This is a genomic window from Rhodoferax saidenbachensis (genome assembly GCF_001955715.1).
GTDB classification, from domain to species: domain Bacteria; phylum Pseudomonadota; class Gammaproteobacteria; order Burkholderiales; family Burkholderiaceae_C; genus Allorhodoferax; species Allorhodoferax saidenbachensis.
Window position 1 is genome coordinate 2765355 of record NZ_CP019239.1, and the last position, 16264, is coordinate 2781618.

A 16264-nucleotide genomic window follows, 5' to 3' on the forward strand; every position below is an offset into this window, starting at 1 on the left:
CGATTTACCATCCGGACATGCCTGCCAGCCCGCATACCTTCACGCGCTACGCCAGCCTGCCGCACCTGGAGCTGCGCACCACCATACAGGCCAGCGACAGCTACCAGACCCACACACACGCCGAGTACTCGCTGGGCTGCATTGATGCGGGCGCGGCCACCTACCTCCATGGCGCACACGCCGTGCCCCTGCGTCCCGGCATGACGGTGATGATGGAACCCGGACTGGCCCATGCCTGCAACCCTGTCCCGCAACAGCCCTGGTCCTACCGCATGCTGTATGTGGACGCGTTGTGGGTGCACCAAAGTTTTCTGCCGTTTGATGCGCAAGCCACACCCCGGCAGTTGGCGCTGGCACGCCACCACAGTGACGATGCCGCCCTCTTTGGTGCGCTGACCGAACTCTTCGACACTCTGGTAGGCACGCCAGATCCACTGCAGGTAGACGAGCAGTTGCTTCAATTTTTAGAGCAGCATGTGCTGGTTCCACGCGGGCTGGAGCCCGAAAATACTTCAAACCAGCAGGGCCTGGCCCGGGTACGCGACCTGCTGCATGCGCGCGTGGAGCAGCCCCTGGCGTTGGCCGAACTGGCAGTCGCCAGCGGGCTCGACGGCTTTGCGCTGATCCGCAAATTCAAGCAGGCCTACGGCCAAACGCCACACGCCTACCAGATCGACCTGCGGCTCAACCTGGCCAAGCAGTTGCTCAAGCAAGGTGCCGCCCTGGCCGATGTGGCGCACCAGTTGGGCTTTGCCGACCAAGCGCACTTTCAGCGCCAGTTCAAAAAGCGCCACGCCACCACGCCCAAAAACTACCAGGGCGACCATCGCCCCGCATCGTCCCGTGGCTGACTCTGCCTGCACCAGCTGCGGCGCCTGCTGCGCCAGTTTCCGGGTTGATTTTTCGGTACACGAAAGCGACGACATGGGCGGCCATGTGCCTTCGGGGCTGACGGTGGACGTGAACAGCAGCCTGTGCCGCATGCGCGGTACCGACCACAGTCCACCCCGCTGCGCAGCCCTGACAGGCAAAGTAGGTGGCACCATCGCCTGCGGCATTTACGAATGGCGCCCCTCGCCCTGCCGCGAGTTTGAGGAAGGCAGCGATGCCTGCCAGCGCGCCCGCAGCAGGCATGGGCTGCCGGCACTGGGCTGAACCGCCTCAGTCCAGTGGCACTGGCAGATCGGCCATCTGCCCCTTGAATTCCTGCAGCGAGAAATGCGACTGCACCTGGCGTACACCGGGCAGGCGGTGCAGCTTGCGCTGCAGCAGCTCGGAGTAATGGTCCAGATCACGCGCCACCAAGCCCACCAGAAAATCCGCCTGCCCCGAAATCGCGTGGAATTGCACCACCTCGGGTATTTCCGACACCGCCTGCACAAATGCCTGCGACGAGGTTTCATTCTGGTGGTCAATGCCAATCAGCACAAAGGCCAGCACGCTATAGCCCAGCGCACGCCGGTCCAGCGCCGCGTGGTAGCCCTTGATGGTTCCCGCATCCTCCAGTTGCTTCACGCGCCGCCATGTCGGCGACTGCGACAAATTGGCCATCTGCGCCAGTTCACCCGAGGTGAGCCGGGCGTTGTCCTGCAAGGCCCGCAGAAGCAGGCGGTCGGCCTTATCGCTGAGTTGCTGCATTATTTTTCCAATTTTTCCCTCATAGAGACTAATTTAGTCCATTTTCATTATTTCAAAGATTAGATATCAACACTTTTTGAATCCCAACACATAATTAATCAAACCACTTATCCCCTGACCATATGGCCACCTCCCCCCTCTCCCTGAACGACTGCCGCGCACGCGACGCTGCAGACCCCCTGCGCTCCCTGCGCGACCTGTTCACGATTCCCAAGGAGCTCATTTACCTGGACGGCAACTCCCTGGGCGTCATGCCCAAAGCCGCCACCGCACGCGCTGCGGAAGTGGTGGCGCAGGAATGGGGCCAGGGCCTGATCCGCTCCTGGAACACCGCGGGTTGGGTCAACCTGCCGCACAAGCTGGGCAACCAAGTGGCCCGCCTGATCGGCGCGGGCGACGGTGAAGTGGTCGTCACCGACACCACCTCCATCAACCTCTACAAGGCCCTGAGCGCCGCGCTGAGCATTACCAAAGAAGACGCACCCCAGCGCCGTGTGGTGGTCAGCGAACGCAACAACTTCCCCACCGACCTGTACATCGCACAAAGCCTGTGCAACCAGCACGGCTACACGCTGAAGCTGGTAGAGCCTGAAGAGGTGTCCGCCAGCATCAACGCCGATCTGGCGGTGCTGATGCTCACCCATGTGAACTACCGCACCGGTGCCATGCACGACATGGCCGCCGTCACCGCCGCCGTCCACAAGGCGGGCGGGCTGATGGTGTGGGACCTGGCACACAGTGCGGGCGCAGTACCCGTGGGTCTGCGCGATGCGGATGCCGACTTTGCTGTGGGTTGCAGCTACAAATACCTCAATGGCGGTCCCGGTGCGCCAGCCTTTGTCTGGGTGCACCCGCGCCACACCGACCGTTGCTGGCAGCCGCTTTCGGGATGGTTTGGCCACTCCGCCCCTTTCGCCTTCACGCCCGACTACCAACCGGCCGGTGGTATCACGCGTTACCTGTGCGGCACACAACCTGTGGTGAGCCTGTCGCTGCTGGAGTGCGGCCTCGACTGTTTTGCCGCAGCAGAAAAGCTGGGTGGCATGGGGGCCTTGCGTACCAAGTCACTCGCACTGACCGACCTCTACATCCAGCTCGTGGAAGAGCGCTGCCAGGGCTTTGGCCTGGGGCTGGCCACACCGCGTAACCATGCACAACGCGGCTCGCAGGTCTGCCTGACACGTGAACACGATGCCGGTGGTGACTTGGGTTCTGGCGCTTTTGCCATCGTCCAGGCGCTGATCGCACGCGGCGTGATTGGCGACTTCCGCGCCGGTGACGGCGGTATCCATAAGGACATCCTGCGCTTTGGTTTCACACCCTTGTACGTGGGGTATGAAGATGTGTGGAATGCGGTGGAACACCTGCGCCAGGTGCTGGAAACCGAAGAGTGGAAGAAGCCCGAGTTCAACCAAAAACACGCGGTGACCTGATATGAGCGACCCCACTTCCGGCTGCCCCATGCACGCAACATCCTCACCCGCAGCGGGCGAGGCCATCGTCGCCGAAGAGAAAGCCCAGCTCGATTTCAGCAAGAGCATGAGCTACGGCGACTACCTGCAGATTGACACTATCCTGTCGGCGCAAAAACCGCTTTCGCCCACGCACGACGAACTGCTGTTCATCATCCAGCACCAAACCAGCGAGTTGTGGATGAAGCTGATGCTGCATGAGCTCAACGCTGCCATCGCCAACATCGCAAATGACCAGTTGGCCCCGGCGTTCAAGATGCTGGCGCGCGTCAGCAAGATCATGGAGCAGTTGGTGCACGCATGGGACGTGCTGGCCACCATGACGCCACCCGAGTACACCGCCATGCGGCCGTACCTGGGGCAAAGCAGCGGCTTTCAGAGCTTCCAGTACCGCTGCATCGAGTTCGCACTCGGCAACAAAAATGCCGCCATGCTCAAACCCCACGCCCATGCGCCCGAACGCCTGGCCATGGTGCAGGCGGCTTACGAAGCACCGTCGCTGTATGACGAAGCGCTCAAACTGCTCGCGCGCCGCGGCATTGCAGTTCCTGCCAGCCATCTGCAACGCGACTGGACCCAACCCTACGTGGCTAACCCCGAAGTGGAAGCCGCATGGCTACAGGTCTACCGCGCGCCCGAATCGAACTGGGACCTGTACCAACTCGCCGAAGAGCTGACCGACCTAGAAGACGCCTTCCGCCTCTGGCGCTTCCGCCATGTCACCACCGTGGAGCGCGTGATTGGTTTCAAGCGCGGCACCGGTGGCACCGGCGGTGTGAGCTACCTGCGCAAGATGCTGGACGTGGTGCTGTTCCCCGAGATCTGGACGCTGCGCACGGCTTTGTAGCCCTGTCATGGGGTTGAAGTACGATGCGACCGCTTAGGAGGCTTTGTGGCGCGCATCAAACCAACCCGTTTCGAATTTCAGCCCGTACAACTGGTACGGCCCTGCGAAATCGTGGCCTACCGGATTACGGAAGCCATCAGCGCCGGTGACGTGCGGGTGGGCGAGCGGCTGCCTTCAGAACAGGACTTTTCGGCCCAACTAGGCGTCAGCCGCCCGACCTTGCGGGAGGCCATCAAGCTCCTGGTGCAGGCCGGTATTGTGGAGGTGGTGCCCGGCTCTTCAGGCGGCATCTTTGTCACCAGTGAACAGATTCCGTCCGATCTTTCCGGTGTGCCTCTGCTGGACCTGCCGCTTGACGAATTGGAAAACACCCTCGAAGCACGCCGCCTGTTTGAACCCCACATTGCACGCCTGGCCGCGATGTACGGCACCCCTTCCGACTTTGAACGCATGCGCAGCGCGGTCAACCTCAGCGCAGAGACGGTCAAACGGTTCCGCGGCCGCAAGATCACCAACGAAGGCGCGCAACTCATGACGCTGGCCAGCACGCGATTCAATGTCGCCGTGGCGCGGGCCACGCAAAACCCCATGCTGGTCAAAATGATGGACGTCATGTTGCGGCGCATTGAAATGGTGCGCATGTTGGCGCTGCGCGAGCTGCCTGACATTTCCGTTTCCACCCAGACGCTGGCGTCGTCACTGACCGCCATCGAGAGCGGTGACCCCCAGCAAATCGACCAGGCCACTGCCGACCGGATTGGCGTGCTGGAAGCAGCCTGGGAACGCGCGACCGGCAAGCGCCTGCGCCGCCGCGCTCTGACGCAGGTGGCAGGGGCCAAGAGCAACATCCTGGGTGCAGCACCAGCGCCACGCAAGGCCGCCGGCAAAAAAGCCAGCTAGCCTCCACAGCTCGCTTGCACTTCGCGCCCCAAACTGGGGAGGCTGGCGCACGTGCGTTGTGGCCATCGTAGATTTTTTTACACGAACCCAAAAATAGTATTGACAGTATTCATATAACGGCAAATAATTTATTAAGTTCAGTATATTTTTATACCAAACTTAGTTTTTTAAATTCTGGCCGCGGCCTTGGTAGGTGCCTATGAATACTGACGAGTTCGAACTGTTTGACCTGCGCGTTGAAGTCGTTTCGCCGACGGACAAAAAAATCCAGTGCAACGCCAAGGTCGGCGACTGGTTTGAAGTCCGGGGCGAAATGCTGCATTTCCCCGAAGGCCAAGGTTTCTCAATGTACTCGCTTGCAGCCTTGTTGCCGCTGCTGCCTGCCAAACAGCGGCCAACCCATCCCAACGACTGGATGAGCACCGATGCAGAAGTAGCCTGCCCCGACCCGCACTGCCCAACCCGCTTTCGCATTACACGCATCGGCAAACGCACTTTCCGCCATGCAGACACCACCGCAGTACCGCTGCCCGAAACCCCTACTCCATGAACATCACTTCACCCGCAACACACACCGTGGAAACCATTGAACTGACACGCGGCTACCGCATACCCCGCATCATCCGCGGCGGCTGGCAACTGGCCGGCGACCATGGTGAAGTAAACCGCGAACGCGCGCTGACCGACATGGCTGCGTTTGTTGCAGTCGGCCTGAACACGGTGGACGGTGCAGACATTTACACCGGCGTCGAAGCCATGTACGGCGAGTTCAATGCACGCCAACGTGTAGCCAACACAAGTCGGTTGCAAGTGCACACCAAATTCGTGCCCGACTATGGTGACTTGGCCCACGTCGATGAAGCGTATGTCCGCCGCATCGTGACGCGTTCCTTGCAGCGCTTGCAGGTTGAACAACTCGACTTGGTGCAGTTCCACTGGTGGGATTACCAGACCGGTGATTTTGTCGCTGTGGCCCAGACCCTGAACACGCTGCGCAAGGAAGGCCTTATCGCTCACCTGGGTGGTACCAACTTCGACACGGCGTCCACACAAGCCATGCTGCAGGCAGACGTGCCACTGGTCAGCATGCAGGTGCAGTACTCGCTGCTCGACCGGCGTCCCGCGCACACACTCGCGGGTCTGGGTGCGCGCCATGGCATGCATCTGCTGTGCTACGGCACGCTGGCCGGTGGCTTCCTGTCGGAGCGCTGGTTGAACCAGAGTGAACCCAACACGGACCTCGGCAATCGCTCACTCGTGAAATACAAACTCATCATTGAAGAGTTCGGAGGTTGGGCTGCATTTCAGACATTGCTGCGTGCACTCAAATCCATTGCAGACCGGCATGGTGTGAGCATTTCCACCGTCGCCACGCGCTGGGTACTCGATCAACCGGCAGTGGCTGCTGCCATCGTCGGTGCGCGTTATGGCGACCACATTGGCGACGCACTGAATGTTTTCACATTGAAGCTGGACTCTGCGGATCACGCATTGTTAGGCCCCATTCTTGCTACATCACCAGGGCCTGGTGGAGACACCTACAGCCTGGAACGTGACAAGACCGGTCCCCATGGCCGGATCATGAAATACGACTTGAATAAAACCTGACCCCCCTTTGACTTAACCACCGGAGAAATGACCATGCGCCTGCTTCTTACCTCGACAGCCCTCGCGATGTTGACACTCGCTGCCTCGCCCAACGCGTCGGCCCAAACACCCTCCTGCACCAACACGGTTGGCATGGTGGTTTCACTCACCGGAGCTGCGGGTCGTTATGGACAAGCTGCCAGCAAATCCGTGGAGCTGGCATTCAACGAACTGAACAAAGCAGCCGGTGCCCAAGGCATTGCCGGATGCAAACTCGCATTTGATCTGCGCGACGCACAAAGCCAGGGCTCCGTGGCGGTAGACCAGGCGCGCCAACTGGTCGACCTGAAGAAGGTACCTGCCATCATTGGCGGCATCATCAGCTCGGTGTCGGTACCCATGGTGACATCGGTCACAGCACCTGCCGGTGTCGTGCAAATTTCCCCCGCATCTTCCACACCATCACTGACAACTTTGGCTGTTGAAGGCAAAACCAAAGGCTGGTTCTTCCGCACCATCACCAGCGATGCACTGCAAGGCACCGCCGCCGCCAAGTACGCACTGGACCAGGGCATGACGACCCTGTCCATCATCCACGTCAACAATGATTTTGGCGTGAACATGGTGAACGAATTCCGCCGTGCCTACCTGGGCCTGGGCGGCAAGATTATTGACGTCACACCCTACAACCCCGAGCAATCGTCGTACAACGCAGAAGTCACCAAGACCATCAAGAACGAGCCACCCGCGCTGTACTTCATTGGTTACCCCGGCGACGGCACCACCATCGTGCGCACCTGGATTCAGCAAGGCGGCACCAAACGCATCCTGCTCAATGACGGCATGAACGCCGCCGACTTCATCAAGGGTGTTGGCCCGCAATACCTGACCGAGGCCTTTGGTACCTCCTCCGGCACCACGACCACTCCATCCACCGAATACTTCGCCAAGGCCTACCCCGCCATGAGCGGTGGTTTTGATGCAGGCGCACCCGCTGCAGACCGCGCATTTGATGCAGCCGCCATTCTGGGGCTGGCTATCGCACAAGCAGGCAAATTCGAATCCGCAGCCATTCGTGATGCGATTCGCAAAGTCACAGAGCCAGGTGGTGAAGTGGTCTACGCAAGCCCCCAAGGTTTTGCCCGTGCATTGCAGTTGATCAAGGACAAGAAACCCGTGCGTTACGTGGGCGTCATTGGTGCTGTTCAGTTTGACAAGAACGGCGACATCGCAGGCCCTTTCCGCACTTGGCGCATCACCAAGGGTGAAGTCACCACGGTAGGCCAGATCTCGACCGAAGACGTGCAAGCGATTCAAGTCAAACTGACCAAATGAGCAAGACTGTTCCAACCTCTGGCGCGCTCCGCCCCGAGCGCGCCATGCTGGCCCCTGGCCTGGAGATATCGCGCATCGTGACCGGCCTCTGGCAAGTGGCCGACATGGAGCGCAGTGGCACGCTGCTGGACCCGCAAGCGGGTGCAGCAGCGATGAAGGCCTATGCCAGCGCCGGTTTCGATACCTTTGACATGGCGGACCACTACGGTTCATCCGAAGTCATCACCGGAACACTGCTGAAGTCGCCCGACGGCGCAGGCGTGCGGGCTTTCACCAAATGGTGCCCGCCCCCGGGCCCCATGACGGCTGAGGTGGTGCGCACCGGCGTGCAACGCGCGCTGGACCGCATGCAGACCGATTGCATCGACCTGATGCAATTCCACTGGTGGACCTTTGAAGACCCGCGCTACCTCGACGCCATGCAAGAGCTGGCCAAGCTGCGCGAAGAAGGGCTCATTGCCCACCTCGGTCTGGCCAACTTTGACACCGCGCACCTGCGGCTGCTACTGAGCGAAGGCATTCCCATCGCCAGCAACCAGGTCTGCATGTCCTTGCTGGACCGGCGTGGCAACGAAGCCATGGCCACGCTGTGTCAGGAACGCGGCGTCAAGCTGCTGGCCTACGGCGTGTTGAGCGGCGGCTTCCTGAGCGACCGCTGGGTCGGCGCTGCCGAGCCAGCCGCCGTTAACGACTGGAGCAAGATGAAGTACCAACGCTTCATCCACGCCGTCGGTGGCTGGGAAGCGCTGCAAGGCGTGCTGCGTGCAGCGCAGCAGATCGGGCGCAAACATGGCGTGTCCGTGTCGAATGTCGCCACGCGCTGGGTGCTGGAGCAACCCGCCGTGGCGGCGGTGATTCTCGGCGCACGACTCGGCGAATCGGAACACCGTGCCGACAACCTCAAGCTGTTCAACTTCGCGCTGGACGCAGATGACTACACCGTGTTGTCCAAGTCCTTTGCCAACACCCAACGCCTCAACGGCGATTGCGGTGACGAATACCGCCGCCCTCCGTTCCTGACCGCCTCGGGCGACCTGAGCCACCACCTGGACGCCGTGCCACCGCTGTGGCCACGCCAACCGGTGGCCGGCAAACCCGACCGCTGGTATGTGGACACCGGCAGCGTGTGGGAACCCCTGGCGGGTTATGCACGCGCGGTGCGTGATGGCAACCGCATCATGGTGTCAGGCACCACCGCCACACACGGCAGTGGTCGCGTGATTGGCAAGGGTGATGCAGCGGTGCAAGCCAGCTACATCATCGACAAAATCATCGCCAGCATCAAAGCCCTGGGCGGGCAAGTGGAAGACGTGGTGCGCACCCGCATCTACCTCACCAACGCCAACGACTGGCAGGCCGTGAGCACGGTGCACGGCAGCTACTTTGGAAACATCCGCCCCGCCAACACCATGCTGCAGGTTGCCGCACTGATTGGTGACGGGTATCTGGTCGAAATAGAAGCCGAGGCCATTGTTCATGACACCCACTGAACCCCTGCTGGTGGTGGACCGCATTGCCAAGAACTTTGGCGGCCACCAGGCAGTGGACAACGTCTCCTTCCAACTGGCCGCCGGTGCCATCGGCGGGCTGATAGGCCCCAATGGGGCCGGCAAGACCACCCTGTTCAACTGCCTGGCAGGCTTCCTGAAGCCCACCTCGGGCTCCATCACGCTCGGTGGGCAAGCCATCGCAGGGCGCGGCGCCTACGCGGTGTTCCAGGCAGGCCTGGGACGCACCTTTCAGATACCGCGCCCCTTCCCTGAAATGAGTGTGCTCGATAACGTCATGGTGGCCCCCTCAGGCCAATTGGGTGAGCGCTTCTGGGCCAACTGGCTGCAACCGGCGCGTGTGCGCGAGCAGGAACGCAAGACGCTGGAGGCCGCACGGTATTGGCTCGATTTTGTTGGCCTGACCGCATTGGCAGACCAGCCTGCGCGCATCCTGTCGGGTGGTCAGCGCAAGCTGCTGGACCTGGCGCGCGTGATGGTGACCCAGCCCAAGCTGGTGTTGCTCGATGAGCCCGGTGCCGGTGTCAACCCGGCGCTGCTGGACCAGATTGTCGACAAGGTGGCCACGCTCAACGCACAAGGCGTGACCTTCCTGATCATCGAACACAACATGGACCTCGTGGCCTCGCTGTGCAACCCCGTGATGGTCATGGCGCAAGGTGCATTGATCATGTCCGGCCAGGCCGACACCGTACTCAAGGACCCGCAGGTGATTGAAGCTTATCTGGGGACCACCGCATGACGACCACCCTACCCGCACTGCAGGTCGAATCCCTGGAAGCCGGCTACGAGCCCGGCCTGTCCATCGTTCGCGGTGCCTCATTGACCGTTCAGACGGGCGAAATCGTGGCCGTGCTGGGCCCCAACGGCGCCGGCAAATCCTCTTTCGTCAAAGCCGTCGCCGGACTGGTGCCCATCACCGGTGGGCGCAACCTGCTCTTCGGTCGCGACATCACGAAAACGCCCGCACACCGCATGGTGTTCGAAGGCCTGGCCTTTGTGCCGCAAACCGAAAACGTCTTCGTGAACCTCAGCGTGGGTGAAAACCTGGAACTCGCCGCCGCCCTGATGAAGGCCGACCGCCGCGAACGGCTGGACCCCATCTACGCCATGTTCCCGGACCTGGCACGCCAACAGAAATTTCTGGCCGGTCAACTCTCGGGCGGACAGCGCCAGATGCTGGCCGTGGCCCGCGCACTCATCGCGCGCCCGCAGCTCCTGATCCTGGACGAACCCTCGGCCGGCCTCAGCCCCAAACTGGTGGAGCAGGTCTTCGCCAAATTGCGTGAAGTGCGCGACAGCGGCATCACCGTGCTGCTGGTGGAGCAAAACGTCAAGGCCGCTCTGGCCCTGGCCGACCGCGCCGCGATTCTGGTCGAAGGGCGCGAACGCATTGTGGGCACCAGCGCCGAACTGCTGGACGACGAACGCATCGCCGCGCTCTACCTCGGCCGCCACACCGGCAAACAAGCGGCAAAGGAAACAACGTAATGCTACAAATCATTGCCGACGGATTGATCATCGGCTCCGTGATCGCACTCGGAGCCATCGGTCTGAGCATGACCCTGTCAATCGTGCGCTTCTCCAACTTCAGCCATGGCGAACTGCTCGGCTGGGGTGCCTACCTGGCGCTGGTGGCCTCCACCACGCTGACCGCCATCAACAGCCAATGGGCCGAGCCGCTGGGGCCGTTTTCCTTTGGCTGGTCGCTGCTGGCCGCTGTGGTCGTCGCGGCCGTGCTGACCGCGCTCATGGCGCTGCTGATGGACACCATCCTGTTCAAGCGGCTGCGCAAACAAGGCACGATCACCCTGGTCATCGCCAGCTTTGGCGCAGCGCTGGTGCTGCGCAACCTGCTGCTGTTTTGGCAAGGTGGAGTGCCGCAGTATTTTTCGGAGAACCTGCAAATCGCCATCGCCGTGTTGCCCCGCTCCATCGCGGGCGGCTTGCGGTTTACGCCCGATCAACTTTTCATCCTGGTGCTGGCACTGGTCACCGTGACCGGGCTGCATCTTTTCCTGCGCCTCAGCACGCTGGGTCGCTCCATGCGTGCGGCCTCCATCAACCCCGGTCTGGCACGTGTGGCCGGTATTGACCCCGAGCGCATCCTGCGCGCCACCTGGCTCATTGGCGGCGGGCTCGCGGCACTGGCGGGCGTGTTTGCCGGCATCACCGCGCAACTGCGGCCCAACATGGGTGTGGAGTTGCTGCTGCCCCTGTTTGCGGCCGTGATTCTGGGCGGCATTGGCTCTATCTGGGGCGCCGTGTTGGGCGGGCTGATCGTCGGGCTGGCCGAGAGCGTGGCCGTGACGGTGATAGGTGCTGAGTACCGCAGTGCGGCGGCGTTCATGGTCCTCATCGCCATCCTGATGGTCAAGCCCAATGGCATTTTCGGGGAGAAAAACTGATGGAAAACTTCACGGGCTGGCTGTCCTACGCCAGCTTCTTCCTGGTCTTCGCATCGGCCTACGCCATCATCACGCTGGGCCTGAATCTGCAGTGGGGCTTCACCGGTCTTTTTAATGTCGGCGTGGCCGGTTTTGTGGCCATTGGTGCCTACACCTCGGCCCTGGTCACCACGCCTGCAGCGGCAGACCGCATGGCGGGCTTCGGCTGGCCAGTAGCGGTGGGCATGGTCTGCGCCATGCTGGCCACGGGTCTGGTCGGTCTGGTGGTCGGCGCCCTGGCGCTGCGGTTGCGGCACGACTATCTGGCCATCACCACCTTCGGCATTGCCGTCACCATCCAGGTCATCGCCAACAACGCCACTCCCCTCACCGGCGGCCCGTTCGGTGTGCAGTTCATCCCCAAGCCCATGCAGGCCTGGCTGGGCACCGGCCTGGGCTGGACGATGGCCTACCTGGCGCTGTGCCTGACCCTGCTGGCGCTGGTGTACTGGGCGCTCCAGAGCCTGGCCCACAGCCCCTGGGGCCGCGTGCTGCGTGCCATCCGCGAGGACGAAGACGCGGCAGCCTCGCTGGGCAAACGTGCCTTTGTGTTCCGCCTGCAAAGTTTTGTGATCGGCAGCATGCTGATGGGCCTGGGCGGCGCGTTGTACGCACACTTCGTCGGCTTCATCGCACCCGAGGACTTTTTGCCCATCCTGACCTTCCAGCTCTGGGCCATGCTGATCGTGGGCGGCTCCGGCAACAACCGCGGCGCCATCCTCGGGGCCTTCGTGGTCTGGTTCTTCTGGACTACGGCCGGCAGCGTGATGCGAGAGCTGATCCCGCAAGCCCACCAGGCCCGCGCTGCGGCGCTGCAAGTGGTGCTGATTGGCGCGTTGATTGCACTCATGCTGGTGCTGCGCCCACGGGGCATCTTGGGGGAGAAACTGGCCGTCAGCCGGTAGTTTTATGACGAAATAGGCCTCTAGCCCTTATGGAATGTGCGCAAGCAGCTATTGATTTAATAGCAATTAGGTAACAAACTGCGCACCCCACGCCGCCCTACCGTTATTCAGGGGCGGCGTTTTGTTTTCAGGTGCTGTGCAGGATGAAGTGCGCGCGGCGGTGGCGGATACGCCAGCCTTCCGGCGTGTGTTCCAGCGTGTCGATGAACTCGCCCACCTGTGCCATGGCATCGGTCGGGCGGCCTTTGGGCGTGTGGGCCGCACTGTGCCGGCCTGACCACAGCAGCACCTTGCAGCGCGACTGGGCCGTGTCGGTGGCCTCGTCCAGCGCCACCGTGTGGTTGCTGATCAGGTGTTGCGTCAGGCGGTCCGGGTCACGCGCGGCGTAGGCCTGCGCAATGGCCGCCCTGCCCTGCAACACGCTGCCATCGGGGCGCACCAGTTCGCCGTCTTCCAGAAAGAGCGCGGCAAAACCCGCCGCGTCACCGCTGTCCACCGCATCGGCCGTGCGCAACACCAGGTCGCGGCATTCGGCCTCTGCGGCCAGTTGGGCCAGCGACTTCATGGCTACGCCGCCGTGCGCTGCAGCCAGCGTGTCAGGCTTTGCGCCACAGCTTCGGGCCGCTCCATCAGGGACATATGGCCCGCGTCCTCAATCACATCCAGCACCGCGTGGGGTGCGAGCTTCTGCATGTCCGCATGCTGCGCGGGGGTGGACCAGGCGTCCTGCGCACCACACAACAACAGCGTGGGCACGGTCAGCGTGCACAGCACGTCTGACGCATCAGGCCGCGCCAGCAGCGCTTCGATCTGGGCGGCAAACACACCGGCACTCTTGCGCGCAAACATCGCCACCACCGATTCAATCAACACCGTATCCTGCACACGCGCGGGGTGCACCATGCCCTGCACCCAGGTCTGCGCCATGGCCCGCACACCCTGCATACGGGCGATGTCCAGCAGGGCGTGGCGCTTGGCCGCCTCTTGCGCGCCCGCATCACCGGCCGGGCGTGGCAGATGCCCCGTGTCCAGCAGTGCCAGGTGCGTCACGCGTTGTGGCGCCAGGCGCACCACTTCCAGCGCCGCACGCCCGCCCATCGAATGCCCCGCCAGCGCAAAGTATTCCGTGGGCGCCTGCTGCAACACCAGCTCGGCCATGGCCGTGATGCTGTTGGCCATGCCGTAGTCGATCACACGGGGCGTCGTACCCGCAGGCAAATGCGGGTACAGCGACGCCCAGGCCTCGTCATCACACATCAGGCCGGGCAACAAAATCAGCGTGGAAGAAGTCATGGTGAAGAGGTCCTTGGGGTTGAAAAAGTCAAGTGGTAGTCAGCAGCGGAAACAACGCATCATCCATCACCGCACCATCGGGCAGGTGATCTGACAATCCGGCAAACGGCGGAGAGGTGCGCCAGTTGCGCACCGCGTGGCGCGCGTCGTCGCCCAGGTAACGGGCCGAGAACACACGCCGCCGGTTGCCCGGCCCCACGCCGCTGCTGGCGTGTAACGCGAGCATGTGGAAGGCCACCGCGTCGCCGGGCTGCAGCGTCCAGCCCAGTTGTTCAAACTGCTCCGGGTGCGCGTCAATCTGCGGCAGCTCGGCCAGCGTGCCCTCGGGGAACCACTTGGCCTGCTGGTCGCGGAAGGTGCGCGGCATGTACCAGGTGCCCGCGTGCGAGCCGGCCACAAACCGCAACGTGCTCTCCAGCGGCACCGGGTCCACCGGTATCCAGAAGCTCACGTTCTGCCGCCCGCTCACGTTGTAGTAGGGCTGGTCCTGGTGCCAGGGTGTGGGCTGGCGCGTGCCGGGCTCTTTGACCAGCAGGTGGTCGTGGTAGATGCGCACCGTCTCGCTCTGCATGAGCTGCGCGGCCACACGCGGCAAGGCGCTGTGCTGCATCACGTCCGCATAGTCTGCGTTGTGCTGCCAGGTGCAAAAGTCTTCGACAAACTTGCCCGGGTCATCGGCCTGGCTCGCCACCAGCGCCAGCGGGCTCAGGTGGGCCAGGTTGTGCTCTATGCCGCGCGCAAGCTGGGCCACTTCATCGGGTGTGAGCACACCGCGCAGCACCACGGCGCCCTGGCGCGCGTAGTCCTGCACAGTGGCGGGGGGCAAGGTGTAGGTGGTGGGCATATTGGACATTCAAGTACGGCGGGCTGCGGCCTGCCGAATGGCCGCCAGCAACAGGTCGATATCTTCTTCCCGCGTGCGGTGGTTCACCAGCGCCACGCGAATGGCCATCTTGCCATCCACACGCGTGGTGGAAGGCACGGCCATGCCGGACTCCTGCACGTCGGCCGCTACATCGGCGTTGAACTGGTCCAGGTCTGCCCCTTCCAGGCCTTGGGCCAACACACGGAAGCACACCACGTTCAGCGTCACCGGGGCCAGCAGCTCCAGCGATGCATCTGCCCGCACCCGCGCGGCCAACGTCTGCGCCAGCGCGCAGTTGCCGGCTACCACCTGGCCCAGCTTGTCGGTGCCATAGGTCTTGAGCGTCATCCACACCTTGAGCGCGCGAAAGCCGCGCGACAGGTCGGGCCCGAAATCGGTTGGCCACGGGTGGTTGCCCGCCAGGCCGCGCGCACTGCGCAGCAGGTAGGACGGCTGCGTGGCAAAGGTGGATGCATGCAACGCCGCATCGCGCACCAGAATGCAACCCGCGTCGTACGGCACCTGCGCCCACTTGTGAAAATCAAACGCCACCGAATCCGCATCGCTGAGCCCGGCCACCACATGCCGCTGCGCGGGCGACAACATGGCCAGCGCGCCAAACGCCGCATCCACATGGAACCACAAGGCCTGCGCCCGCGTGAGTGCAGACAGGGCCACCAGGTCATCCACGGCGCCGGTGTCCACCGTGCCTGCACTGCCAATCACCATGAAGGGCTGCAGGCCCGCCGCGCGGTCTTGGGCGATGGCGGCTTGCAGTGCATCCATGTCCATGCGGTGCTGTGCGTCCAGCCCAATCAGCCGCAGCGCCTGGCTGCCCAGGCCGGCCATGTCCATGGCGCGGGCCACGCAGTTGTGCGCCTCGACCGATGTATAGGCCACCAGTTGCTGACCTTGCAGGCCCTGCTGGCGCACGGCCGTGCCCAGCGCCCGCGTGCGCGCCACCAGCACCGCAATCAGGTTGGCCATGGACGTGCCGGTGACCAGCACGCCGCTGGCATCCTGCGGAAAACCCAGCATCTGCGCGGACCAGCGGATCACCTGGCGCTCTACCTCGATGGGCGCGTGGTCGCGACCACCCAGGTTGGGGTTGGTGGCAGAGGCCAGCAGCTCGGCCAGCATGCCCACGGGGTTGCCCCCGCCCTGCACCCAACCCATGAAACGCGGGTGGATGTTGCCGCTGCCATAGGGCTGCACCAGCGTCTGAAAGTCTTGGTACACCGCGGCCAGATCGCCGGGCGCCGTGGGTACATCACCCGTGCGCAGCGCTTGCCGCTTGTCTGCCGGCATGGGCTGCCACACCGGGGCTTCGCGCAGGCCGGCCAGCATGTCCACCATATCGTCCAGCATGCGGTGGCCCATCTGGCGCACAGCGTTCCAGTCGGTCGGGTCCAGGCTGTCGGCTGCCGCCTGGAAGGGGGTGTCGGGCTGGGTCACAGAAGAAGCCAT

At 62.9% G+C, this 16264-nt stretch carries 18 protein-coding genes; 13 read left to right on the forward strand and 5 right to left on the reverse strand.

Annotated elements, in window-relative coordinates:
• The first annotated feature begins 17 nt into the window (after window positions 1–17).
• Entirely contained in the window at window positions 18–851 is an 834-nt protein-coding gene (locus tag RS694_RS13165) for an AraC family transcriptional regulator (RefSeq protein ID WP_029707204.1), read from the forward strand.
• The gene (locus tag RS694_RS13170) at window positions 844–1155 is read left to right on the forward strand and encodes a YkgJ family cysteine cluster protein (RefSeq protein WP_029707203.1); all 312 of its coding nucleotides are present in this window, start codon (window positions 844–846) and stop codon (window positions 1153–1155) included. The genes RS694_RS13165 and RS694_RS13170 overlap by 8 nt, the downstream gene beginning before the upstream one ends.
• A 6-nt stretch (window positions 1156–1161) precedes the next feature.
• On the opposite strand, the gene RS694_RS13175 is transcribed toward RS694_RS13170, so the two are convergent.
• Complete coding sequence (locus RS694_RS13175) at window positions 1162–1638, reverse strand: Lrp/AsnC family transcriptional regulator (RefSeq protein WP_029707202.1); 477 nt, start codon at window positions 1636–1638, stop codon at window positions 1162–1164.
• 122 nt (window positions 1639–1760) lie between these two features.
• Between RS694_RS13175 and kynU the strand changes: the two genes are divergently transcribed.
• From kynU to RS694_RS13230, 11 genes are all read left to right on the forward strand, one after another.
• The gene (gene kynU, locus RS694_RS13180; protein ID WP_029707201.1) at window positions 1761–3071 is read left to right on the forward strand and encodes a kynureninase; all 1311 of its coding nucleotides are present in this window, start codon (window positions 1761–1763) and stop codon (window positions 3069–3071) included.
• Between the two features lies 1 nt (window position 3072).
• Window positions 3073–3957, forward strand: a complete 885-nt coding sequence (kynA, locus tag RS694_RS13185) for a tryptophan 2,3-dioxygenase (RefSeq protein WP_051391829.1) — start codon at window positions 3073–3075, stop codon at window positions 3955–3957.
• A gap of 45 nt (window positions 3958–4002) precedes the next feature.
• A complete protein-coding gene (locus RS694_RS13190) occupies window positions 4003–4857 on the forward strand; it encodes a FadR/GntR family transcriptional regulator (protein ID WP_029707199.1) in 855 nt (284 codons plus the stop codon).
• A 199-nt stretch (window positions 4858–5056) separates the two neighbouring features.
• Window positions 5057–5407, forward strand: coding sequence for a TIGR04076 family protein (locus tag RS694_RS13195; RefSeq protein WP_029707198.1), 351 nt, complete (start codon window positions 5057–5059; stop codon window positions 5405–5407).
• Entirely contained in the window at window positions 5404–6465 is a 1062-nt protein-coding gene (locus RS694_RS13200) for an aldo/keto reductase (protein ID WP_029707197.1), read from the forward strand. The genes RS694_RS13195 and RS694_RS13200 overlap by 4 nt, the downstream gene beginning before the upstream one ends.
• A gap of 33 nt (window positions 6466–6498) precedes the next feature.
• Entirely contained in the window at window positions 6499–7779 is a 1281-nt protein-coding gene (locus tag RS694_RS13205; protein ID WP_152528804.1) for an ABC transporter substrate-binding protein, read from the forward strand.
• On the forward strand, window positions 7776–9269 hold the full coding sequence (locus RS694_RS13210; protein ID WP_029707195.1) for an aldo/keto reductase: 1494 nt from the start codon (window positions 7776–7778) through the stop codon (window positions 9267–9269). The genes RS694_RS13205 and RS694_RS13210 overlap by 4 nt, the downstream gene beginning before the upstream one ends.
• Window positions 9256–10029, forward strand: a complete 774-nt coding sequence (locus RS694_RS13215; RefSeq protein ID WP_029707194.1) for an ABC transporter ATP-binding protein — start codon at window positions 9256–9258, stop codon at window positions 10027–10029. The genes RS694_RS13210 and RS694_RS13215 overlap by 14 nt, the downstream gene beginning before the upstream one ends.
• Entirely contained in the window at window positions 10026–10778 is a 753-nt protein-coding gene (locus tag RS694_RS13220) for an ABC transporter ATP-binding protein (RefSeq protein ID WP_029707193.1), read from the forward strand. Before RS694_RS13215 ends, RS694_RS13220 begins: the two co-directional genes overlap by 4 nt.
• Window positions 10778–11695, forward strand: coding sequence for a branched-chain amino acid ABC transporter permease (locus RS694_RS13225; protein WP_029707192.1), 918 nt, complete (start codon window positions 10778–10780; stop codon window positions 11693–11695). Before RS694_RS13220 ends, RS694_RS13225 begins: the two co-directional genes overlap by 1 nt.
• Window positions 11695–12639: a branched-chain amino acid ABC transporter permease gene (locus tag RS694_RS13230; RefSeq protein ID WP_029707191.1), complete on the forward strand. Its 945-nt coding sequence runs from the start codon at window positions 11695–11697 to the stop codon at window positions 12637–12639. The genes RS694_RS13225 and RS694_RS13230 overlap by 1 nt, the downstream gene beginning before the upstream one ends.
• A gap of 127 nt (window positions 12640–12766) precedes the next feature.
• On the opposite strand, the gene RS694_RS13235 is transcribed toward RS694_RS13230, so the two are convergent.
• The 4 genes from RS694_RS13235 to RS694_RS13250 are packed head-to-tail and all read right to left on the reverse strand — an operon-like array spanning window position 12767 to window position 16264.
• The gene (locus tag RS694_RS13235; protein ID WP_029707190.1) at window positions 12767–13204 is read right to left on the reverse strand and encodes a nuclear transport factor 2 family protein; all 438 of its coding nucleotides are present in this window, start codon (window positions 13202–13204) and stop codon (window positions 12767–12769) included.
• Between the two features lie 2 nt (window positions 13205–13206).
• Window positions 13207–13932: an alpha/beta fold hydrolase gene (locus RS694_RS13240; RefSeq protein ID WP_029707189.1), complete on the reverse strand. Its 726-nt coding sequence runs from the start codon at window positions 13930–13932 to the stop codon at window positions 13207–13209.
• Window positions 13933–13960: 28 nt separating this feature from the next.
• Window positions 13961–14776: a phytanoyl-CoA dioxygenase family protein gene (locus RS694_RS13245; protein ID WP_037247109.1), complete on the reverse strand. Its 816-nt coding sequence runs from the start codon at window positions 14774–14776 to the stop codon at window positions 13961–13963.
• Between the two features lie 9 nt (window positions 14777–14785).
• Window positions 14786–16264, reverse strand: coding sequence for a pyridoxal phosphate-dependent decarboxylase family protein (locus RS694_RS13250; protein WP_029707187.1), 1479 nt, complete (start codon window positions 16262–16264; stop codon window positions 14786–14788).